General features: G+C 63.7%; 18 protein-coding genes. 11 read left to right on the forward strand and 7 right to left on the reverse strand.

All coding sequences use genetic code 11. The features are described 5' to 3' along the window. Positions 1–284: 284 nt before the first annotated feature. A complete protein-coding gene (locus LVJ94_41270) occupies positions 285–1,856 on the forward strand; it encodes a M4 family metallopeptidase (protein WXB03322.1) in 1,572 nt (523 codons plus the stop codon). Between the two features lie 39 nt (positions 1,857–1,895). On the opposite strand, the gene LVJ94_41275 is transcribed toward LVJ94_41270, so the two are convergent. Together LVJ94_41275 and LVJ94_41280 are read right to left on the reverse strand one after the other, a co-directional pair. Beyond that, complete coding sequence (locus tag LVJ94_41275) at positions 1,896–3,788, reverse strand: acyl-CoA synthetase (protein ID WXB03323.1); 1,893 nt, start codon at positions 3,786–3,788, stop codon at positions 1,896–1,898. A gap of 63 nt (positions 3,789–3,851) precedes the next feature. Then, on the reverse strand, positions 3,852–4,250 hold the full coding sequence (locus LVJ94_41280; GenBank protein ID WXB03324.1) for a response regulator: 399 nt from the start codon (positions 4,248–4,250) through the stop codon (positions 3,852–3,854). 475 nt (positions 4,251–4,725) lie between these two features. Between LVJ94_41280 and LVJ94_41285 the strand changes: the two genes are divergently transcribed. The 6 genes from LVJ94_41285 (at position 4,726) to LVJ94_41310 (ending at position 14,436) form a co-directional block, all read left to right on the forward strand. Then, the gene (locus LVJ94_41285) at positions 4,726–6,054 is read left to right on the forward strand and encodes a DUF1906 domain-containing protein (protein WXB03325.1); all 1,329 of its coding nucleotides are present in this window, start codon (positions 4,726–4,728) and stop codon (positions 6,052–6,054) included. A gap of 104 nt (positions 6,055–6,158) precedes the next feature. Then, on the forward strand, positions 6,159–7,850 hold the full coding sequence (locus LVJ94_41290) for a hypothetical protein (GenBank protein WXB03326.1): 1,692 nt from the start codon (positions 6,159–6,161) through the stop codon (positions 7,848–7,850). Between the two features lie 6 nt (positions 7,851–7,856). After that, positions 7,857–9,566: a hypothetical protein gene (locus tag LVJ94_41295; protein ID WXB03327.1), complete on the forward strand. Its 1,710-nt coding sequence runs from the start codon at positions 7,857–7,859 to the stop codon at positions 9,564–9,566. Between the two features lie 226 nt (positions 9,567–9,792). Beyond that, positions 9,793–11,985, forward strand: coding sequence for a hypothetical protein (locus tag LVJ94_41300; protein ID WXB03328.1), 2,193 nt, complete (start codon positions 9,793–9,795; stop codon positions 11,983–11,985). Between the two features lie 118 nt (positions 11,986–12,103). Beyond that, positions 12,104–13,441 carry a protein kinase gene (locus LVJ94_41305; protein ID WXB03329.1) on the forward strand — a complete coding sequence of 446 codons (1,338 nt, stop codon included), beginning with the start codon at positions 12,104–12,106 and terminating at the stop codon, positions 13,439–13,441. Between the two features lie 2 nt (positions 13,442–13,443). Beyond that, the gene (locus LVJ94_41310) at positions 13,444–14,436 is read left to right on the forward strand and encodes a tetratricopeptide repeat protein (protein WXB03330.1); all 993 of its coding nucleotides are present in this window, start codon (positions 13,444–13,446) and stop codon (positions 14,434–14,436) included. A 228-nt stretch (positions 14,437–14,664) separates the two neighbouring features. On the opposite strand, the gene LVJ94_41315 is transcribed toward LVJ94_41310, so the two are convergent. Next, the gene (locus LVJ94_41315; GenBank protein WXB03331.1) at positions 14,665–15,435 is read right to left on the reverse strand and encodes a hypothetical protein; all 771 of its coding nucleotides are present in this window, start codon (positions 15,433–15,435) and stop codon (positions 14,665–14,667) included. 39 nt (positions 15,436–15,474) lie between these two features. Beyond that, positions 15,475–16,140, reverse strand: a complete 666-nt coding sequence (locus LVJ94_41320; GenBank protein WXB03332.1) for a hypothetical protein — start codon at positions 16,138–16,140, stop codon at positions 15,475–15,477. Between the two features lie 321 nt (positions 16,141–16,461). Between LVJ94_41320 and LVJ94_41325 the strand changes: the two genes are divergently transcribed. The 4 genes from LVJ94_41325 to LVJ94_41340 all read left to right on the forward strand — a co-directional run bounded on the left by LVJ94_41325 (position 16,462) and on the right by LVJ94_41340 (position 20,034). Continuing rightward, positions 16,462–17,820, forward strand: coding sequence for a hypothetical protein (locus tag LVJ94_41325; GenBank protein WXB03333.1), 1,359 nt, complete (start codon positions 16,462–16,464; stop codon positions 17,818–17,820). Positions 17,821–17,942: 122 nt separating this feature from the next. After that, positions 17,943–18,227: a hypothetical protein gene (locus LVJ94_41330; protein ID WXB03334.1), complete on the forward strand. Its 285-nt coding sequence runs from the start codon at positions 17,943–17,945 to the stop codon at positions 18,225–18,227. Between the two features lie 58 nt (positions 18,228–18,285). Next, positions 18,286–18,900 (forward strand): TetR/AcrR family transcriptional regulator, encoded by a 615-nt coding sequence (locus tag LVJ94_41335; GenBank protein WXB03335.1) that lies wholly within the window; start codon positions 18,286–18,288, stop codon positions 18,898–18,900. A 204-nt stretch (positions 18,901–19,104) separates the two neighbouring features. Continuing rightward, on the forward strand, positions 19,105–20,034 hold the full coding sequence (locus LVJ94_41340) for a glycosyl hydrolase family 18 protein (GenBank protein ID WXB03336.1): 930 nt from the start codon (positions 19,105–19,107) through the stop codon (positions 20,032–20,034). On the opposite strand, the gene rpiA is transcribed toward LVJ94_41340, so the two are convergent. From rpiA to LVJ94_41355, 3 genes are read right to left on the reverse strand one after another with little or no spacing between them, the layout of a single operon-like run. Further along, a complete protein-coding gene (rpiA, locus tag LVJ94_41345; GenBank protein WXB03337.1) occupies positions 20,003–20,695 on the reverse strand; it encodes a ribose 5-phosphate isomerase A in 693 nt (230 codons plus the stop codon). The two genes, LVJ94_41340 and rpiA, sit on opposite strands and share 32 nt — an antisense overlap. After that, positions 20,686–21,897 (reverse strand): kynureninase, encoded by a 1,212-nt coding sequence (locus tag LVJ94_41350; protein ID WXB03338.1) that lies wholly within the window; start codon positions 21,895–21,897, stop codon positions 20,686–20,688. The genes rpiA and LVJ94_41350 overlap by 10 nt, the downstream gene beginning before the upstream one ends. A gap of 32 nt (positions 21,898–21,929) precedes the next feature. Then, complete coding sequence (locus tag LVJ94_41355; protein WXB03339.1) at positions 21,930–22,595, reverse strand: N-acyl homoserine lactonase family protein; 666 nt, start codon at positions 22,593–22,595, stop codon at positions 21,930–21,932. Positions 22,596–22,800: the final 205 nt, after the last annotated feature.

Genomic DNA, 22,800 nt, shown 5'->3' on the forward strand with positions numbered 1-22,800 from the left:
GCGCGCAGACTCGGACCATTGGCGCAACGTGCGACCTATGTACTTACATAGGCACCGCACGCCCGGTCGGGGTGCGCAAAAGATTTCAAAGTTCATAAATTGATGACGCCTCGGAACACTAGGCATGGTACCCATTTAACCTAGCTGATCCGGATGAGCGGGTTTGCAGGCGGCGCACGTGCTCGTGGCGCCCACCCCACTGCGAATTCCCTTGCGGGCTGCGACCTATCTCCTAGCCCGGCTTCGCCGCAGGGCGAGCCCCCATTGGAACGCGAGGTTTCATCATGAAATCAGGGATTGTGTTCTCGAGTCGTCGTTTGGCCGGCGTGTTGGCATTGCCGATTTTCGCGTGCATCCCCGCTGCATGCTCGAGCAATTCGGGAAGCGATACGGGTGCGGCCGCGGACGTTCCCGCCGGCGTAACGGTACTTTCCGCCGAGCGTGCGTCCCTCGTTCCGACGTTCGTGCGCGGAAGCCTGCACGGCGCGAAGGTGACCACGGAGAGCGCGGTGCGTGCCGCCCTTCCGACGGTGGCGTCTGTGCTGCACGGCGAGGGCGACTTCGATTTGAAGAACGTCCAAACGGACGAATCGGGCGGAACGCACTATCGGTATACGCAAAAGAAGAATGGGCTCGAGGTGCTCGGCGCGGATATCGCGGTGCACGTGAAGGACGGCGCCATTTACGCGGCCAATGGAAATGTCCGCAGCGACTTGCCCGCGCCCGCGGCGGCCACGGTCCCGGCCAAGGTGGCCGCGGCGAAGGCGGTGGCCTCGTACGGCGCCAATGCGCAGGTGTCCGTCGATGCCGCGAGCGATTTGGCCTACTGGCGCGCGCCGGAAGGCGACGCGTTGAAGCTCGTTCACCGGCTCACGGTGCGCGGCGCGGACGAGGATGGAGAGCTGGTCGATACGGTGCTGGTGGACGCGCAGGATGGCTCGCTCGTGGATCGCATTCCGACGATCATGACGGTGAAGTCGCGCAAGGTTTACGACGCGGCGCAGGGCACGGCCCGCGGGACGCTGAAGCGCAGCGAGGGTCAGGCAGAGGTGTCCGATGCCGCCGTCAACGTGAGCTACGACAATTTGGGCGTGGTCTACGACGCGTACAAGGCCCTGTACAACCGCGATTCGCTGGACGGAAACGGGCTGACCTTGATCAGCTCCGTGCATTCGGTGTTCTGCACGGACATCTTCTGCTTCGGCAAGACCAAGAACAACGCCTCGTGGGACGGCTCGCAGATGCGCTACGGCGATGGCGACGGGAGCACGTTCTCGAACTTGGCATACTCCATCGACGTCACGGGCCACGAGCTCACGCACGGCGTGACCACCTCCACGTCGAACCTCACCTATTCGGGTCAGTCGGGCGGTTTGAACGAGGCCCTGTCGGACATCTTCGGCTCCGTCGTGCAGTGGTACCACGAGGGGAAGGTCGTCAACGACAGCACGTGGCTCGTCGGCGACGACGTGTACACGCCGAACAAGCCGGGCGATGCGCTCCGCTACATGAGCAACCCGACGAAGGACGGCAAGTCGATCGACTATGCGCCGGACTACAACAATCAGAACGTGCACTACACGTCGGGCGTGCCGAACCTCGCGTTCTATCTCTTGTCGCAGGGTGGAACGCATCCGCGCGGCAAGACGACGGTCAGCGTGACCGGCATTGGCATCGAGAAGGCGGCTTCCGTCTTCTACCGCGCCAATACGACGATTTTCACGTCGTCGACGAACTACGCGCAGGCACGCACCGGCACCGAGCAGGCGGCCCAGCAGCTGGGGCTCACGGCCGACGAGATCAAGTCGGTCAGCAATGCGTGGGCAGCCGTCGGCGTCGGTTCCGCGGTGCAGTAAGGCAACGATCGAGCCCGCTACAATCAATCGACTTTTGCGTTAAGGGACCAGCTCGAACGGCAATGTGAATTGACCCAAGATGCGCGCAGCCTCCGTCGTGTCGTCGGCACGGCGGAGGGCGGCGCGCACCAGGGTGCCGCGCGCGGGGTCTTCGATGGCTTCAACGCTGGACGCCTCGATGCCGGCCTGAATCAACGCCGCGGAGAGAGCGTCGGCGATTTCGCGGCGGCGCAGGGCGGGTTTGAAGATTTTGCCCACCACCGTCAACGGGATGGCGTCGATGACGTGGATGGCTTTGGGCAGCGCGGCACGCTCGGAGATCTCTCCGCGCAGGAACTCGAGGATCTCGGCCCCGGTGGCCGAAGCACCCGGGCGCAGCTGCACGTAGGCCACGGGGAGCTCCCCCGCGTGCACGTCGGGCCGGCCCACGGCGGCGGCGATCTGCACCGCCGGGTGCCGATGAAGCGGCTCCTCGATGGTCGCCGGATCGATGTTGTGGCCTCCGCGGATGATGAGCTCCTTCTGGCGCCCCGTGAGCCAGAAATACCCTTCCGCGTCGCGGTAGCCGAGATCGCCCGTGTCGAACCAACGGCGACCATCGATGTCCACCCAGCGATTCTGCTCGGGGATCATGTAGCCGCGAAACACGTTGGGGCCGGTGAGGACGATGGCGCCGACCTCGTTCGGTTCGGCATCGCGCACGTACGCCCCCCGCGCATCGAGGATGGCCACGGTCATGTCTTGCCACGGCAGGCGCAATCCAATCGACCCGACGCGCCGCTCGCCGCGAGACGGGTTGACGCTGCTGACGCACGTCCCCTCGGTGAGGCCGTAGCCCTCGAGGATCCTCAGCCCCGTGCGCGCTTCGAAGTCGCGAAAGACCTGGACGGGCATGGGCGCCGCACCGCACAGACCGAAGGAGAGCGAGCCAATGTCCCTCCCCTCCACGGGGACCTGCAGAAGCGACGCATAGAGCGTGGGCACGCCGCTGAAGAAGTGGATGCGGTGCTGCTCGACGATTTCCCAGAAGCGCGCAATGACGCCTTCGCCGCGGTAGCCCTGCGCGGTGCCCAGCACGACGTGCGCCCCCAGCGAGAATGGGAGCAGCCCGGTGACCAGCACCGCATTCACGTGAAAGAGCGGAAGGCCGCAGAAGAGATTCTTCCCCGGAAGAATGTCCGCGCCCAGCACTTGGCCGGCGCTCCACGCATTGGCAACTTCGTTGCCGTGCTGGCGCATGGCGATCTTCGGCAGGCCGGTGGTGCCGCCGGTGCAGAAGTACGACGAGTCGTCCTCCCGCGCGATGCGGCGCCCGCTCACCAAGCGGTCGCCCGGCTGCTGGCGCAGCAGCTGGTGAAAGTCGTGCACCTGCACGGACTCCGGCGCCGAGATAGGCACAGGGCTGCCCGGCACGCCGGGGACATGCTCGGCGAGGTCCACCAACACGAGGTGACGAAGCGACGGGACCTGCGGCGCGGCCGCCTGGATTTTGGCCCAGAGGTCCGTCCCCGGAAAGGGACCGAGCGTCACCAGCACAGAGACGCCCGCGACGTTCATCAGCTCGGCCATCGTTTTTGGCTCGAGCAACGGGTTCACACCAAACACGATGCCCGCCGCCTGCGCGCCCCAGAGCACGAAGTGCGTTTCCGGCAGATTCGGAAGAACGTAGGCGATGACCGTGTCCTTCGTCGCGCCGAGGCCGTGAAACAGGTTCGCCGTTTGGGTGATGCGCGCGAAGAGCTCCTCGTACGTCCACGTTTCCGGCGTGCGATGCTGGTCGACGCGCAGGAAGAACGAGAGCGCGGGCGCTTTGGGGTCGATGCGCATCCCCTGCGCGATGAGCTCGTAGGTGCTCGCCGGAAGCGAGGCGGGAAGGCTCTCCGCCTCGATGGAATGGATGTCCTGCAGAGACGCAACGCCCTTGATCGGCATACGCCGACGATATCGCAACTCCCGCGGCGGGCACGCTTCAATTGCGCGCCCATGGCCTGGGACTCAGCGGAGGGCGACTTGACGCGGTGCTTCGACGAGGCTGTCTTTGAGCCGGCGACCGATCTCGGTCATGGAGAGGCTCTTGGAGAGCCAACCGTGCACGGTGGTCCCCGTGGCACGCAGTCGTAGTTCCGACTCCGTGTAGGCGGAAATGAGAAAGTATTTGGTCTCGGGATCGGCCACGCCGCGAACCAACTCGACGATGCGGTCGCCCCGCAGGGTCGGAATGTAGACGTCGACCAGTACGATGGCGGGCCGGAACGTGCGGATCAAGTTGGTGAGTCCGATGGGCCCTTCGCGCGTTTCGACTTCGAACCCCTCGATGGTGAGTCCGCGCTCCAAGAGTCCGAGCTGCGCGGGATCATCATCCACCACGACGAGACGTGGACGCTTTCTCTTCATACCGAAACCCCTCCCGAATGCTCCTCGTGAAACAGGCGACGTTATCGAGCGTAGCCAATCTCGATCCCCTCCGACAACACAACGATGTGTCGAAATGACCCATCGTTGCGCGGCGCCACAACGTGAGCGCACTCGAGCATGGAAGCCTCGAGAAAATGGCCGAACGGCACACCTATCGCCTCTCGTGCGCGCATGTCGGCCCATGGGCGGTCGGGTGCTAGGATCACCTCACGGCGGGGATCATTCACGCCAAAAGGCACCATCCACGTCGGCGCACTTCGATGCATGCGCAAGAATCGCTCACGAAGAGCAGAACCTGCGCGACGTTACCTGATTTCGACGCACATCCAATTTGATAGCGATGAAAGACAGAGCCGATATTTAAGAATTTGCCATTTGACCGACCGCCTCGAAAAGGCGTTTCGTTGCGCGTACGGAAGTTTGCCTCTCCCTTTCAGATAGAAGGAAACGCGTCATGCAACTTCGCTCCGTTTTCGTTTTCTTCGGGTGGACCGTGTTCACGGCATCGGGGTTCTCGATGAGCGGTTGCGCCAGCGACGCGGACACCGACGACACCGGCGCCGGCTCGTCGAGTCAGGAAATCGCGTTGCGGAGAGGGGTCGACTACTCGTGGTCGCGGCCTTCGCCGTCGGGTCTTCGCAGCGCCGGGTACACGTTCGCGGTTCGATATCTCAGTTACGATACGTCGAGCTCCCACGGGAAGATTCTTTTCAAGCCCGAGGCCGATGCACTCAACGCCGCAGGTGTCGACGTCGTGGCCAATTGGGAATGGGGCGCGGACGACGCGCTCGATGGCTACAACGGTGGCGTGGAAGACGCTCGCGAGGCGCTGCGCGTGGCCAACAACGCGGGCATGCCCGCCGGCCGGCCCATTTATTTCAGTGTCGACTTCGACGCAACGGCCGGACAGCAGGCGACCATCAATGCTTACTTCGATGGCGTCATCTCCGTTCTCGGCAAAAACCGGGTCGGCGGCTACGGTGGGTATTATGTGATCAAGCGATTGTTCGACGCGGGCAAGATCGCATGGGGATGGCAGACCTACGCATGGTCGGGCGGCCAGTGGGATTCCCGTGCCCAGCTGCGGCAAGTTCAAAATGGCGTGGTGGTCGCCGGCGGCGAGGTGGATATCGACGAAGCCTTCACCGAGGACTTCGGACAATGGCACCCCTCAGGAGGTGGCGGCGGTGGGGGTGGCGATTGCAGCGTGCACGATGACCACCGGCTCTATTGCGGAAACACGACGGGCGCCGCGATGCGCGCGACCATGGCCGGGTCGTCGGCCGTGGTGAACCACTTGCAGACGTCACCGAGCTGGTTCGATTGCTGGGGCACGGGCGAGCAACACGCCGGCGGCAACACGACCTGGTACCACACGCTGGGCGACGACACGTCCACGTGGGGATGGCTGCCCGGCGTCAACTTGAACACCACGAGCGCATTCGATGCCGATCCCAGCGCGCATGGCCTGCCGCGTTGTGGCTTGCCGCCGTCGAGCTGCGCGGTGCAGGGCGACGGGAAATTGCATTGCGGGAACACGGCCGGCGCCGCCATGTACGCGTCGACGTCGTCGTCCAGCAGCGTGGTCAATCATCTGCGCACGACACCGAGCTGGTTCGATTGCTGGGGCACGGGCGAGCAGCATGCCGGCGGCAACACGACCTGGTACCACACGCTCGGGGACGACAATGGCAACTGGGGCTGGGTGCCCGCGGTCAATTTGAATACGTCCAGCGGATTCGATGGCAATCCGAGCTACAACGGCCTCAAAAAGTGCAATTGACGCCGCGCTGTCGCGGTTGACTCACTTCCCACGCCGAGCAGCTCGAGCCGTTTGAGGGGGGCACGGGGCCGGGATATCCTCGGTCCGTGCCCCGCCGCCCCCAAGTGAGATTGCGATATCGCAGGGCCTACGCCCTGCCCGGGGTTCCGTTCGAGGTGGAGGCGACGCTCGTCAGCTCGGTGGAGACGCCCGTCGACGCCATCGTGTTCGCCCTGGTGGGCCACGAGTTCTGGCGGGCGGGCGAGCACTCGAACTGCAAACAGCTCTTTCGACTGACGGCCAACCACGAGCCGTACACGCTCACCCCGGGCGAGCACCGCTTTCGCTCGACGTTCCTCGTTCCACCGAACGTGCCCGCAAGCTACCAGGGCGGCTATTGCCAGATCGAGTATTGGCTACAGGTTCACGTCGATATTCCCTGGTGGCCGGATCTCAATGAGAACTACGTGATCCCCATGGGTTGGATACCGGGCATGCCCGCGCCGATGGTGCCAGCCGTGTTTCATTCGCTATCGGGGCACGCGGGGAATCGCCCCTACATCGAAATATCTCTGGAAAGCACCGTCGTCGAGTACCAGGGCAACGTACGCGGCCGCGTCTCGATGACGAACGCCTCGAACGTATCGTCCGTGACGGTGCAGGCGATCCGGTCCGAAACGATCCACGGGGGTGTCCCACTCGAGATTCCGCTGGTCGGAGGTGCGCTCGGACAAGGCCCGCCGCCAGAAGGAGAATCGTTTCCGTTCCGCCTCACCTTACCGCCGAACGCCACACCATCGTACCGTGGCTGGCTTTTCGAGGTGCGTTGGTACATCGAGATCGTGGCCTACCTTCTATCGGGCGCGACGGAAGTCGTCCGCGCCCCCATCCAGATCCTGCCACCGTCCGGTCAACCTCCGCCGCCCCGCGGCTGGGTGGCGCCCGTGGGAAAGGAGCGTCGGGCACGCTCGTGGAGATTCATCGCCAAGGCGCATGGTCTTCTCTGCGACGACGAGAACGAGCGCATGACGGCGACCTTCGGTGCGGTGTCGCTCACGATTGGCCTGGAGCAACGCGCTGCCGAGGGGCTCTACGCCGTGGCACGCCTCGAGTGGCCTGCCTTGGGACTCGACCTGCGCATCGAGGAACGGAAGTGGACGGACATGTTGCGCTCCGACGACGTGGAGCTGGGCGAGGTGATCTTCGACAGCGCGTTCGTGGCCACCGGGCGCGATCGCGAGCAACTCCGAAGTTGGCTATCGGTCGATTTCGCCCCCTCGATATGCGGCTTCGCTCAAGCCAGCGTCCGCGACGACGGCGCGCTCTTGCTCATGGGCATCCACGTCATCACGGGTGACCCGCGAGGCGTGCTCTCGCGCTTCGTCGCGGCGGCCGTCCATGCCGCGAAATGCTTCGGGATCGCGCACGATCGTGTACCACCGCCACCCGAGATGGCCGCGTACGAGCCCGTGTGGCGCGCCTTCGCCGAACGCCACGGTGGCCGCCTCGAACGAGGGCGCATGTGGATCCACGATGCGACCTTGGGCATGGATCGTTTCAGCATCGGTACGGACTGGAGCGGTACGCCGCCAACGACCTTGGTGCGGGTGCCCATCGACCCGCCGCTGACGCGCCCCTTCGAAGGCGACGTCTCGCGGCTGCGCGCCAAGGTGCAGGATATCCACGTTGGACTCGACGCCGTCGAGGTGCGTCTACCGGCGCCGCTCGCGGATCCGACGACCGTGGAGCCCATTTTGGTGGAGATGGTCCGCTTGTCGCGCAGCGCGCGCGGGCTGCTCGAGAATCCATTTCGGTGAGGCCCCATGCGACGACGCCCCCTCGTAGACGTGCGATTCCGAACACCGTATGCCCTGCCGGGGGCACTGTTCGAGGTGGAAGCGGTGGTGGTCAGCTCCGCCGACACACCCGTGGATGCGATTTCCCTCACCCTCGTCGGTCACGAATTCGCGAGCATCGACCACAACCGCGAATACCATGAGCTCTTACGGCTGACCGAGAGGCACGAGCCGCGCGTGCTCACCGCTGGCACGCATGGCTTTCGCTCGACCTTCGACGTCCCCCAGGACGCCCCCGCGAGCTTCATCGGAGCGACATCCGAAGTCCTCTATTGGCTCGAGCTCCATATCTCGATCCCATGGTGGCCCGACCTGCGAAAGCAATACGCCGTTCCAATGGGTTGGGGTCCCACCATCCCCACACCGCGAACACCGGAGACCTTTTTCACCAACCCCAATTACCCACGCCCGCGGCCTCACTTGGAGGTGGCGCTGGAGAGCACGTCGATCGAATACAGAGGCACCTTGCGCGGCGCCGTGTCCGTGACGAATGGCAGCAACGTACAGGCCATCGCACTCCAAATAGCCTCGTGCGAGACGATACCTGACATCCCGGTCAAGGTCGAAACGGCTCGCCTCGAATTCGCCATCGCCCGAGGGCGTCAGGCCGAGGGTGCGCGGATTCCCTTCGAAGCCGCTTTGCCCGAGCACATCACCCCCACGTATGCCGGAAAGACCTTCGGGATGTACTGGTGGCTGCATGTCGTCGCCCGCGTCTCCACGGGCACGGGTGTCGGCCTGCGCATTCCCATCGTGGTCACCCCGCCGTCGGGTCGCCCCGCGCTTGCCCCGGGCCCGGTAGCGCCGGTGGGAAAAGAGCGCCGTGCCGAGGTGTGGAGTGCCGTGGCCCAGGAGCATGCTCTCGTGTGCGACGCCGAAAACGAGCGCATGACCGGTTCCTTCGAAGCGGCATCGCTCGAGATTGCCTTGGAGCAGCGAACCGCCGGAGGCCTCCACGCCGTGGCCCGCGTGTCGTGGGCTTCCCTCGGCCTCGACCTGCACATCGACCCGCGGCGATGGTCCGACATCTTGCGGCCCAACACGGTGGAATTCGAAACGGCGGACTTCGACGAGGACTACGTGACCACGGCCAGAAATAGCGAACAACTGCGAAGTTGGTTATCCCCCGAGATGGTCGAATCGATAGGCCACTTCGACGAGGTCAACGTCGACGACCGGGGCGCCGTTCTGGTCAAGCGCATGCTCGTCATCAGCACCGCCCCCGCTGCGCTCTCGCTCTTCGTCGCTCGCGCGGTCCACGTAGCCAGAAGATTCGGAACCGCCCACGCGCACGTCCCACCGGCGCCGGAAATGGCAGCTCATGCGCCTGCATGGCGTGCCTTCGCTGAACGTTTTGGCGGGCGGCTCGAGTGCGGGCGCATGTGGATTCACGAGGCGACCTTGGGCATGGAGCGTTTCAGCATCGGTACGGACTGGACTGGACAGCCGCCATCGACCTTGGTGCGCCTGGCCATCGACCCACCGCTGACGCGCCCCTACCAAGGCGACCTGTCGCAGCTACGCGCTCAGGTGCAACATATCCACGTTGGGCTCGATGCGGTCGAAGCGCGGCTCCCGGCGCCGCTCGCGGATCCCGCAGCGGTCGAGCCTATTCTGCTGGAGATGGTGCGTCTATCGCGTGGCGCGCGCGGCCTACTCGATAATCCGTTTCGCTGAGTCAAAAGCATCTTGTTACGCCAAGTGAAGAGGCACTTCACACGATGATCGATGCGATCATGCGTGGTGCAGCAAGTGAGAGTGAAATGTTCCTCCGCCAAGCGCGACGCGTTGCTTCATTGCATCCCGCGCAACGGAGGAACGACTTTTCGTGCCTTGAGCGTGACCTCGAATGTTGATACGGACTGACGGTTGGCAAACCTTCCAGTCTACCAGGGATGTGCTCATGAATAAAGTTCTTAGAAAGTCCTTCGGACTTCTCGCAGGCGCGTTCATTCTCCCGGTCGTGGCGTGCAGCGACGATTCGAACAACGGCGGTCCCCAGAACCCGCCCCCGAACCAAAACCAGAGCCTTCTCCAGTTCCTCGGCGTGACGCAAAACGCCGACTCGATCGACTACGTGGAGAACAAGAAGCAATTCCAGCTTCACACGCTGCTCACGGAGCAGCGCCACGACAAGACGAACGACCTGAGCGACGTGATGCCGACGGACCCCGCGGCAGGCCTCGCGAAGTTGTTTTCCGTGGACGATGACATCGTGGCGAAGCTCGATGCGTACACGCAAAATCTCGGGCCCATCGAGACGATGTCCAATGCCATCTACGAGGCCCTCAAAGCCAAGCGGAAGATCTTCGTCTACGGCACCGGCGCCACCGGGCGTCTCGCCAAAGAGATGGAGAGCACGTTCTGGCGCCCGTTCTGGAAAGCCGTGCAGGCCGCAAACAATGGCACCATCTGGGAAGCGAAGATCAAGAGCAAGGTGGCGGAGGCCATCGGCGATGCGCTCGTCGGGGAGATGACCGGCGCGGATCGAGCCCTGATTGCTTCCCTGGAGGGCTTCGAAGATCTGCAGATGATCGGCAGGATGCAGCTCGAAGATCACAACATCACGAAGGGCGACGTGGTGATCGAGGTGACCGAGGGCGGAGAGACCTCCGCAGGCATCGGCGCCGTGCTGGCCGGACACAAGCAGTGGAAGGACGCCGACGGCTACGACGCGGCCACCGCCGCGAAGAACCTCTTCTTCGTGTACAACAACCCCGACGACAAGCTGCTGCCGTTCGACCGTAGCCGCAGCGTCATCGAGGAGGCTGGCATCACCAAGGTCAACTTGACCACGGGCCCGCAAGCCATCACCGGCTCCACGCGCATGCAGGCGACGACCATCGAGACGTACGTCATCGCCCACGCGCTGCAGTACGCGGTCGCCAAGTTCCTCAAGAACGACGCCGGCCTCGATGCGACGGAGCTGACGGCGCTCGGGTTCGAGCAAGAGCTCACCTTGAAGGAGCGCCTGCAGCGCTTCAAAGACATCTTGGCCGCGGTCAAGGCGAGCGGCCCCGCGATGGCCAAGCTCACCGAGCTCGAAGCCGACACGTACCGCAACAACCACTTCTCCACGTACTTCGCCAACAAAGGCATCATCACCGTCTTCATCGACGGCACCGAGCGCGCGCCGACGTTCCGTCTGCAAAAGCTCGATACCATCGTGGACCCGAAGAATCCCGGCGGGGGTGTGCCGCCGCGCCAATCGTGGTTCCAGGTGTGGACGACCGCGAAAACACAGACAGACGCCTGGCAGGCGTTTCTCGGCCGTCCGTTCAAAGGTCTCGACCAGCCACGCTACGATGCGGCGTTCAAGGCCGAGATCAAGGACCCGTACCTCTTGGCCCCCGCCAACCGTGGCTTGATCGACGCAGGGACGGAGCAGCAGAACTACTACGACTTCTCGTACTCGCCCGCGAACGTGGAGCGCCGCGGGCCCAGCAAGGACGACTTGGGCGTGTTGATTGCCGTCGACGACGAGTCGAAGCAGGTCAACGACCCGAACTTCGACTTCGACAAGTTCACGTACGCGTTCCAGAACAAGGAAGCGAAGGTGGCGCTCGTGACGGTGGGCACGTCGGCCAACACGGAGTGGCGTGGCACGGCGTCGGGTGCGCCCAAGATCCACGTGCAGGTGGACGACAAAAACGACCCGATGCACGTCGACCAGCAGATTGCGCTCAAGGTGCTGCTCAATGCGCACTCGACGGCGGTGATGACCCGCCTCGACAAGGTGGTCGGCAACACGATGACCAACGTGAACCCGTCCAATTTCAAGCTCGTTGGGCGGGCGACGTACCTATCGCTCCTGCACATCAACGACGTGCTCCACAATCCGCACTGGATCCAGGCACACGGCCAGCGCGCGGACATCACGTACCAAGAGGCCAATGCGATCCTGTACGACGTGATGCCCTACGTGGCCCAGAAGCGCGCGGAGAACAATCAGAACGCCGCCGAGGTCTCCCTCATCATCGTGCGCGTTCTCGAGTCGCTGCGGCAGAACAAGCGGGTCACGTTGGATGAGTGCCTCGATCTGCTCAAGAACCAGGGCGGCTTGAATGGGTACTTGAAAGACGTCAAGACGCGCTGACGCGCTAGAAGAAGCACGCCGAGACGGGGTGGATGCCTAGACGACATCCACGCCCGTCTTGCGGGGGCTTGCGTTTTGCGGCGGCTTGGAGCGTCCGCCGTGTATTCTTTCGGGTTCGGTGGAAGCCCCTCTTCAAAATGGCGAGATTCTGGCCTCGAAGTACCGTGTGGAGACGGTGCTGGGGTCCGGCGCCATGGGTGTGGTGGTGGCAGCCCGGCACATGCAGCTGGGCTCGCGGGTCGCGCTGAAGTTCATGTCGCGCGAGGCGCTGCGCGTGCCGGAGGCGGCCACGCGGTTCATGCGGGAAGCGCGCGCGGCAGCGGCGCTGAAAAGCGAGTACGTGGCCCGCGTGAGCGATTTCGGGACGCTCGACACGGGCGCACCCTACATCGTGATGGAGCTGCTCGAAGGGTGCGATCTCGACGATCTGCGAAAGAAGCGCGGTCCGCTTCCGATTCCCGAGGCCGTCGGCTACGTGCTCGATGCGTGCAAGGCGATGGACGAGGCCCACGCGGCGGGCATCGTCCATCGTGATTTGAAGCCGAAGAACATGTTTCTCACGCAGCGTGCCGATGGAACGCCCATCGTCAAGGTGCTCGATTTCGGCATTTCGAAATTCGCCCACGACGAAGAGATGGGCGCGAGTGCGACCCATAGCGGTGCGATTCTGGGTTCGCCCGCCTTCATGTCACCGGAGCAAATTCGAAGTGCCAAACACGTCGATGCGCGGGCCGACATTTATGCGCTGGGTGCGGTGCTGTTTCAGCTTCTCACCAATGAGGCGCCCTATGGCACGCAATCACTGGGCGAGTTGTTCTCGGCCATATTGACCCGGGAGCCGCGCACGCTGCGTGAGTTCCGTCCCGACGCCCCCATCGCGCTGGAGTCGGTCGTTTCACGCTGCTTGAGCAAGGATCCCGGCGGGCGCTTTCCCAATGTTCGCGAGCTTGCCGCGGCGCTGCATCCCTTTTTGACTACGGCGTCCTTCGCGGGCACGCTGGCATCGGCGGGTGTGCAGGCGCCACCCTCGCTGCATGTTGCCACCGCCCAGACGACATTGGGGCCGGCATCGACGACCAGGTCCGACGCTCGAACCAGCACCAACCCGCGCGCGAGCACGAACCTAGCTGTGCTCATTGGCGGATTCGCGGCCATCGGCCTGGTGGTGCTGGTGCTCCTGGGAGCACTTGCCTTGCGCAAGCTCCGTCATCAGGAGGACGCGCCCACGGCGGCGGATAGGATTGCGGCGCCGCCTCCTCCGGTGGCCGCGGAGACCGTGAGCGCGCCGGCTCCGTCCGCGCTTTCGGCCCCGACGGCGAGTGCGCTACCGTTGCCGGCCGAGAGCGCGAGTGCTCCTCCGCCCAAGCTTAGTCCTCCCAAGACGAAGTCGTCGGGCACGACCACGCGCCCGACCAACCGCCCGAAGAAGCCGGACCCTTTCTCGTACCCGGACTGAACATGCACCGCACGCACGCAATCTTCGCAACCACATTGGCCGCGGCCCTGCTTTGCACCTCGATGGCGTCGGCGCAGACGGGGGACTCGCAAGCTGCGGGTCGGGCGCTCTTCGACGAGGGGATGCAGCTGTTCGAGCGGGGAAAGTTCACCGAAGCTTGCCCCAAGTTCGAAGCAAGCCTGGCGCGTTTTGCGGGCATTGGAACGCGCGGCAAATTGGCCGAGTGCTACGAGAAACTCGGGCGCACGGCGAGCGCGTGGGCCTTGTACCGCGAGGTCGTCGCGCTCGCAGCGCGCGCGGGCGACGCCGATCGCCAGGCGCTCGGCGAGGAGCGCGCGAAAGCATTGGAGCCAAAGCTTGCGCGCCTCACGATCACGGTGGCCGCAGGGGGCTCGGTGTCGGGCCTCGTCGTCAAACGCAATGGGGTAGCTTTGGCCGCGGGGGAGCTGGGATCGACCATCGCGGTCGACCCGGGTGAAGTCGTGGTGGAGGCAACGGCGCCCGGCCGGAAGACGTGGACGCAACGCGTTCCCGCCGAAGCCGCCCACACGGCGCGCGTCGAGGTGCCGGTGCTCGAGGCGGATGCGGCCAAGGCGGAGGCTCCGGAGAAGATCGGCGACATGCCGCCGAAGTCCGAGACCGCGCACTATGGGTGGCAGCGCACGGGAGGGCTCGTCATCGGTGGCGTGGGTGTGGCGACGATGCTCGTCGGCGGGTATTTCGGGCTATCGGCCAAGTCGACCTACGACGATGCCTTCAAGGGCAATTGCAACGACAGCACCAACACGTGCAACAGCCAGGGCCTTCAGGATACGGACAGCGCGAAGGACAAAGCGTTGGTCTCGACGATCCTCGTCGGCGCCGGCGCGGCGATGACGGTGACCGGCGCGGTGCTCTTTTTCACGGCGCCGAAGCGAGTCTCGGGTACGGCATTGCGCGTGGCGCCTGACGGCGGCGTGGGGCGCGCGGGCGTCGTGGTGTCGGGTCGCTTTTGATCAGGGCTCGCGCTCACCGACGTAAATCGTAAACAGATTGCCGCTTCTTACATGCATGTACAAATGGCAATTGTCGGGCGATATCCACGACGGATATTCGAGATCCGCGATGCCGAGCTCCGTTACCTGACGCCACCTTTTTGAACGGACCGTTCGCGGTCTCACGGCGTGCCTCCCAAATGTCGTTGCCATCGTTCGCATCGCGTCCATCACCTGAGTAGAACAAGATCATCCCGTCGGCGCTGAGCACGGGAGTATCTTGTCGATTAGACGTCTCGTCGGGTGGCGGAACGGCTTCGGTACGGAGGTAGCCTCCACCGGATGCGAAGGCCCGAAAGAGATGAGGCGATGCACCGTCCCGATACGATCCGAACCAGAGCTCCCCGGCATCGGGGTGAGGAATGGATTTTGGTCTCCCGCGTCGCTATTCACGCTGCCAAGATCGAACGGCGTGAAGCCCGCATCGATAATCAGTCGGGAGCCACCAACGAGCTTGGCTGTGTGATGGTCACCGGTTTGCCGCGTAAAAACAATTCTCAGTTGGTCGGCGGAGATGGACGGCGCGAGCTCTTTCGCAGCCGTGTTCACCCCATCCACAAGACGAATATCGTCAAAATTCTCGACCGAACTGTTACGCGTCGCCACGTAAATGTCTTCGGTTCCGCCATCCACGGGTATTCCGTGGAAATAGATGGTCCGTTCGTCGGGGGAAAGCGTCGCCGATCGCACGGATGGCCACCCGAGTCTGGTGATACCTGGGACGTCCCGCCGAGTGAATTGCGCGTCCGGGTTACACCCTGCGTCGGTCACGCCCGGAGCGTCGGGCACATGGACATCGCCACCAGCATCCGGATCGCCCAGCGAGAGGTCGGTCTCGAAGGCCCATGTGGTGGCACAAGCCGTCGCGCAGAGCGACGCAAGGGCGGTCATCACGACGGCTACACGACGAATTCGGGAAGGCATGGGATCTCTTAGTTCACCGAAGATCGTTAGCTTCACACGATCGCTCAAGCTTCGCCCATCGCGAACACGGGAAGCTTACTGCGGGCGGACGCCGACGAGGATTGTTTGCTTGCCGTCGGCATTCGTCGTGTGTACGTACAGGCGGCAGCCATCACGGGAAACCCACGATGGGTAGTCGCGTGAATTCGCGGAGCTAAGCTCCGCCACGAAGAGACCTCCCTTGAATGAGGTGCTCTCCGCGTCCCAGCGGGCCTCCCAAATGTCGTTCTGGTCGTAACCACCATCGCCGTCGCCCGCGTAGAAGAGGGTCTTGCCATCGGCGCTGAGCACGGGGGCCTCCTGCCGCGTGGAGCTCGCGTTCGGAGGTTCAACGGGTTTGGCTTCACCGAAACCTTCCCCAGAAGCCAGCGCTCGAAACAACTGTCCCTTGTTGGTTGCCAAATCGGACCGAGATGACGAAAACCAAAGCTCGCGAGCGTCGGCGCTAATGAACGGGGTTTGATCGGCGGCCTCACTGTTCACATTGCCGATCGCCTGCACGTTAGAGAAGTTCGCAATCGTTTGCAGCCGAGAGGCAATGAAGACTTGGAGCGATGAAAAGTTACCTGATTGTCTAGAGAAGACAATCTTCAATTTGTTCGAAAAGAGACTCGGATTCCCATCGCTCATCGAACCATCATTCCCAATGGGCAGCTCCTGAATGCCCACGAATTTACCCGCCGGGCTGCTCCGCGTTGCCATGTAGAGTTTCGAAGTTCCTCCGTCGCTCTCGGCGCCATTGAAATAGATCTCCTGTTCGTCCGGGGATAGCGTGGCCGAGCCGAGGATCGCCCATTTCAACGTCGAGATGCCGGGTACCTCTTGCTTTGCGAACGGCTTGCTCGTGTCACAAGGCCCTCCGCCACCGTTGGGGGCGTCGGCCCCTGCATCCTGATCGCCCAGGGTGAGGTTATCCTCGAACCCCAAGACGGTGGCGCACGCGGCCGCGCAAAGCGAAGAGACGATGGCCAGAACGACGACTCGGTGACGGATCCGAGAGGACATTGTGCTCTTTTATCATCAATGAATCCGAAATGCCGATACGGCTTCTTGGCGGCGACCGCCCTTTGCCTGAATGGTGCGTGTACGCACGACCGTGCGCCGGTGCACACCACGGTCACCGCCGCGAGCCCCCAAGAAGGGCCCCCGGTGCGCATCATGCATCACGACGTGCACCTCGCGCTCCAGCTCGAACCGCCGGGGCTCTCGGGGAGCGCGATGCTGCGCGTGCGGGCTACGCAGCCGACGCAGACCTTGGTGCTCGATGCCAAGGACCTGCGTGTGACCCAAGTCGCGCGCAGCGGAATACCTCTCCCCTTTCGGCAGGAAGGCGAGCGGCTCTTCGTGGAGCTTTCGGCACCGCTCGAGGGCGATGCCACCTTGCAATTCACCTGGCAGGGGTCCCTCACGGGGAAGATGCCGCGCCTTTCACGCGAGCACGGCGAAGTATGGGCGGGCTACCGCACCTCGGCCTGGATGCCCACCTTGCTCGCGCCCGAGCAGCGGGCCACCCTGGCGTTGCGCATCACGGCGCCCGCGGAGTTGAAGGTCGTGGCGAGCGGGCGCGCCCTCGGTGCCCGCCCCGCCGGTGAAGGCCGCACGACCCATGCATTCGCGTTGGAGCAGCCCGCGCCCACGTTTCTCTTTGGCTTTGCCGCAGGTCGCTTCGCGGAGGCGGAGCTCGCAGTCGACGGCGTGAAGCTGCGGGCCCTCGGGCCGGCGGGGGCCGATCTCGCGGGCGCGCTGGCCATCACGGCGCCGATGTACCGCTTCTTGCGGCAGCGAACTGGCCTCGCCATCCCGTCCACGGAGTACACGCAGGTGTTCGTCCACGGCGACGCCGCACAAGAAGCTGCAGGGCTTGCGTTTCTCTCGGCCGAATCGCTGGACGACGTGCGGACCGATCCCACCGAGGATTGGATCTTCTCGCACGAGCTGTCGCATCAGTGGTTCGCCTGGCGCGTCGCGTGCGCCGACTTCGGGGACTTCTGGCTCAACGAAGGCTTCGCGACGTTTCTCGTGGCCGCCTACAAGGAAGAGCGCTGGGGACACGAGGCCTATGCGCGCGAGGTCGCCTTGTGGCGCACGCGTTCGGCGAAGGTCCACGACGAAGGGCGCGATGCGCCGGTTTCGCTGCCAGGCCATCCCGCCGAACCTGCCGCCCGCGGCGTCACGTACTCGCGGGGTGCCCTCGTCCTCCACAAGCTGCGAACCGAACTCGGCGATGCTGCGTTCTGGGCGGGGATCCAACGCTACGTCCGCGAGCAGTCCGGTCGCGCGGCGCATACCGAGCACCTCCGCGCCGCGCTCGAGGCCGCCGCGGGGCGCGATTTGAAGCCGTTCTTTGCGCACTGGGTCTACGCGCCGGCATCGGATCTTTAACTGGAAGAAAAAGGTTGGGCTTCCGCTTGGTCGAGCACTTTACAAACTAAACGTGCGGTTTACATATCGGGGTGTAACGAAACTAAACGAACAGTTTTCTAAAGGTCGATTCGGAGGCTCCCATGATCTCGTTGAAAGGCACCGCGGCATTCGTTTCCCTCAGTCTGGCTCTCCTGGGTTGCGCAAGCAGCGGCGTCACCGCCCCGCAAAGTGCGTCGGGTAGCGCCGTTTCCTACGCGGAAATCGACCGCTCGACGACCTACGCGCCCTCGCCGAACCGCGTCGAGGAGGCTCCTGTCAATGCGACGGCTCAGTCGCCGGGCTACCGCGGCGTGGGCTGCAACGAAGCGCCGACCTCGGTGGGCGCGGGCATCATGAGCAGCCCGAACGCGCGCCTCTGCCCCTGAATCTTTTTTGGAAGTCGAGCAAAACTGAACGTACAGTTTGAGCTATAGTCGAGATCGCATGACCGAAGCCCGGACGAAACACGCGTCTCGAAGCACGGAACCGAAACCACGCGGGCGCCAGCGCAGCGTGGAGGCCGAAGCGGCCATCATGACGGCGACCATCGATCTGCTTCGAAAAAAGTGTCTTCGGGAGGTCACGGCCGATGCGATCGCGCAGCGGGCGGGTGTGAGCAAAGCCACCCTCTACAAGTGGTGGCCGAACAAGAACCTCATCGCGCTCGACGCGTTCACCGCGAAAATGAGGCAAAGCGTCCCGGTTCCCGACACGGGTTCGGCGTGCCAAGACTTCACGGAGCAGATCAAAGCGGTCATTCGCTTTTACACGAGCCCGGGCGGGGCGTGCATCCGCCACTTCATCGCCGAAGGGCAGAGCGATCCTGCGTTTTTGGCCCTGTTTCGCGAGCGGTTCCTGAAAAATCGACGCGCCGAGGTGCGCATCATCTGGGAACGCGGGGTGAAACGCGGTGAAATCCGCGACGGGTTGGATGAGGACACGGTCATGGACCTGATTTATGGGCCAATGATTTACCGCCTATTGGCGGGCCACGCCCCCCTCGACGACGCCCACGCCGAAGCGATGATTGCGGCTGCGTTTCGCGGCCTGCAGCAATGAGTTCCGAGCCAAATTAGACGGACCTACTGGTCAATCTGGTTCGATTGTGCGCGCCTGTTTGGAGAGGCGCGCTCACACGCACATTCAATTATGGCGGGACGTTGCGTAGGCAATTGCATCGCCATATCGTCTTCAATATCGTCCGCGACCTCGAAGTGCCCACGTCACGCACCACCAATCGCGTCAACCGCACGAAGGGTCGCCATGAAAACTACCGCGCTTCTCCTATTGGGAATTGCACTCGCTAGCTCCGCCTGCAGTAGCAGCGGCTCCGCCAACGACGATGCAGCCGATCCGGTGTCCAATGCCTCGGAGCTCGAAGCGGATGCGGTGAACGCCGTGCCGAAGACGATGGCGTACGTCGAAGTCAATTCGAACAACTTCAACAACATTGGTTGCTATACGTACGGCTCACCCGCAAAACAATACTTCAACATGGCCTCGATTTTTGCGGCCAATATCAATTACGACAGCGCCAGCGGCAAGCCTATATTGTACTTCAACCCCCAGGTCGACCAGGTTCTCAATGGGACGAATTACGTCAAGAACCTGCAATCGCAAGGCATCAAGGTGCTGCTCACAGTGCTCGGCAATCATCAAAATGCCGGCTGGGCGTGTTTCCGCGATGAAGCTACCGCCCAAAACTTCGCGCAGCAGCTTTCCAATGCGGTGAACAAATATGGGCTCGATGGGATCGACATCGACGACGAGTATTCGAATTGCACGTCGAACAATACGTCGCTCATCATCGTGGCGAGCAAAATGCGCGCGGCGATGCCGACCAAGATCATCTCCAAGGCCCTGTTCACGGATCTTTCGTATTTCCAGGCCTCGTGGAATGGGCACAAGCTCGCCGAGTACCTCGATTATGGCTTCGAGATGACCTACGGGGCGACCAACTACGGCAGCCGCCTGAGTGGGTACCTCTCCAATGGGATGACCAAGGCCAAATTGGGCATTGGCGCTTCCACGGGCGGGAGCGATGGGCCGCGGGCCGCGCAGTACGTGAAGGACAATGGGATTGGGAGCTTCATGGTCTACAACGTGACCAAGAGCTCGCAGTCGTACCTCTCTGGTACGTCGAACGTGCTTTTCGGCGCGTCTACGCAGACGAAGGCGAATTGCCTGCAGTAAGCACGGTGATGCCGTCGGGGCCCGCGAGGATGGCCTTGCGGGCAATGCGGTAGAACAGCGACGTTTCCACGACGCCGGCGGTGAATTTGAGCACCTGGTTCGCCGCCGCGAGCTCCGGCATTTCACCGAATCGCACGTCGGCCAGCCAATGACCGTGTTTGGTGACCAGCGGCTTTCCGCCGGCGTCGCGGCGCACCTCGATGCGGGAGGTCGGGAACGCGCGAAGGCACTGCGCGCGCACGTGCTCCACGGCCTCGGGCAGGACCTCGAGTGTGATCGGATAACGCGTGTCCAACCGATCGACGAGCTTCGACGTATCGCCGATGAGGACGAAGACGTCGGCCATGCAGGCGAGCAGCTTTTCACTCGTGTGGATGCCGCCGCCGCTCTTGAGTGCATTGAGCTCGCGATCGAGTTGGTCGCACCCGTCGAGGTACAGGTCGAGCCGCGCGACGTTCGCGGTGTCGTGAACGGGAATGCCCTTCGCGCGCAGCAGCGCCGCGGTCGGATCGGCCGACGTGTAGAACTCCACGCCTTGCACGGGCTTGGCCGCGAGAAGCTCGACGAGGTACGCGATGGTGGAGCCTGCGCCCAGGCCTACTTTGGTGCCCGGCTCGATGAGCTCGCGGGCTTTTTCCGCGGCGATCTTCTTCAGGTCCATGGCGTTTCTCGAAGCACCTCGCCGAGGATGTCCACCGCGGAGACGATTTGGTCGTCGGAGAGGTACGGTGCGGGGCCGAGGCGAAGGTAGTCGGCGCGGCTGTCCGTGCGCACGCCGCGTGCGGCGAGTGCGCGTTGCAGCTCCCCTGCCCGCGCGGTGCGGAGTGAGAGGAAGCCGCCCAGGCCCTCGAGCGGCGTCGTGCGATCGCGCGTGATGAGCGCCTCCGGCGCATTCAGCGCGTCGAAGCGCGCGACGAGCAGGCCCACGTGATGCTGGTACACACGGCGCAGAAACGCCGGCGTGAGGCCGTGCTGCGCAAAAAACCAGAACACGCGGGCGGCGCGGTAGTGGCTCGTCGGATCGTAGGTCGCGCCGGCGAAACGGCTCGCGCCCGTGCCGTAGGCGACCTTGCCGGGCTCGTGCTCGTCGGAGAGCGCGTCGAACTCGGCGAACCACCCGGTGACGACGGGCCGCATGCCCTCGGCGTGCGCGGGCACGCGCATGAAGCAATTTCCCTCGCCGAGCTGCAGGTATTTGTACCCGCCGCCGAGCACCCACGCCGACGATAGCCCCTGCCCCGGAATGGAGAACGCCGCGGGCCCGATGGCGTGGTACGCGTCGACCACCAGCTCGACACCGCGCAATAGGCAGCGCTCCGCGAGCTCGCCCAGCCCGGGGACGATGCGCGAGGTCTCGAAGAGCACCGACGACACGAACACAGCCGCGGTGCGTTCGTCCGCCGCGCCCGCGAGACGTTCGGCCAACGTGTCCACGGGATCCACCGGCAGGGCGACCACGTCGAGCCCTGCCTCGCCGAGGCGCGTGAGCTGACGACGCAGGGTGTGAAATTCCCCCAACGTGGTGACGATGCGCGGACGGCGGCGCAGATCCAGCGCGGAGAGGAAGCGCAAAACGAGCTCGTGCGTGCTGGCGCCGAGTGCCAGTTCCGCCTGGGGATCGTCCAGAAAGGTGCGCAGGCCGGCCCGCACTTCGTCGGCCTTGGCGAACGCGCGCCCCCACTTCTCGTCGACGTCGCGCGCGGCGTCTTGGAAGGCCTCGATTTGGCCCTCCAAGGCGAAGTCGGGCCACGCCTGATGCGAATGGCCCGACAGCAAAAGCCGTTTGGCAACTTGGAATTGCGAATAGTGCGGCGCGAGTGCATTCGGCGTGCGGCGCAGCTCTGCCAATTTGACGTCGTTCATCGGCAGCCTGCAATCTACACGAGCCCCCCGTTTCAGTCGAGAAATGCCGGTGCCTTCGGCAGCGAGGCGAAGTCTTCGGGATCGTGCTGGACGACGAACCGAGCGTGCTCGGTGCGCAGCAGGCCTTCGACGCGATCCATCGACGCCTGCGTCTGCGCGCGATCGAAGTTCCAACTTGGCGCGATATGACCTTTCCAATTCGCGCGACTGTGCGCCAAATCTCCGGAGAGAACGAGCGCCCCGCTGTTGGCGAGGTGCAGTTCGAGGGACTGATGGCCCGGCGTGTGTCCGGGTGTCTGCAGAATGCGAACGCTGCCGTCGCCGAACACGTCGTAGTCGGCGTCGAGCAGCTTGATGTTGGCTTTTCGATATTCGGAAAAGACGGAAGGATCGATGCCGAGGGCCGGTGGCGTTTTGGTACCGTTCTCGAACTCGTGCCGGTTGAGGAGCCAGGTCGATGACGTGAATTGGTTCGCGTTGCCCGCATGATCGGCGTGCAGATGCGAGAGGCCCACGAACGTGATGTCGCTCGGACTCAGTGAAAGGGCTTTCAGTCGTTCGCTCAGCGGGACGTCCACAAACTCCCGACCGACCAGGTCTTTTACGCCCTCTTTCGATTGAGCGGTCGAGTCTTTGAGGCCCGTATCCCAGAGAAGTATGCCTTTGGGATGGCGGATGACGAAGCACGGAACGGGCATCCGCTCCCCTTTCCCGGTGGGTTTGCCATCAGCGGAAAAGAACCCCATATCGTCGATTTCGAAGTGGCCGCAATCCAGTGTGTACAGCCGGACGCGCTGCGACTGTGGCGAGTCGGTGGCGGTCTTGGCGCTGCCCGAGCAGGCGATACAGAACGAGGATGCCCACAAACCTAGGGCCATGCTAAGCCAAGCCGACGCTTTCGGA

It is taken from the genome of Sorangiineae bacterium MSr11367, assembly GCA_037157805.1.
Taxonomy (GTDB): domain Bacteria; phylum Myxococcota_A; class Polyangia; order Polyangiales; family Polyangiaceae; genus Pendulispora; species Pendulispora rubella.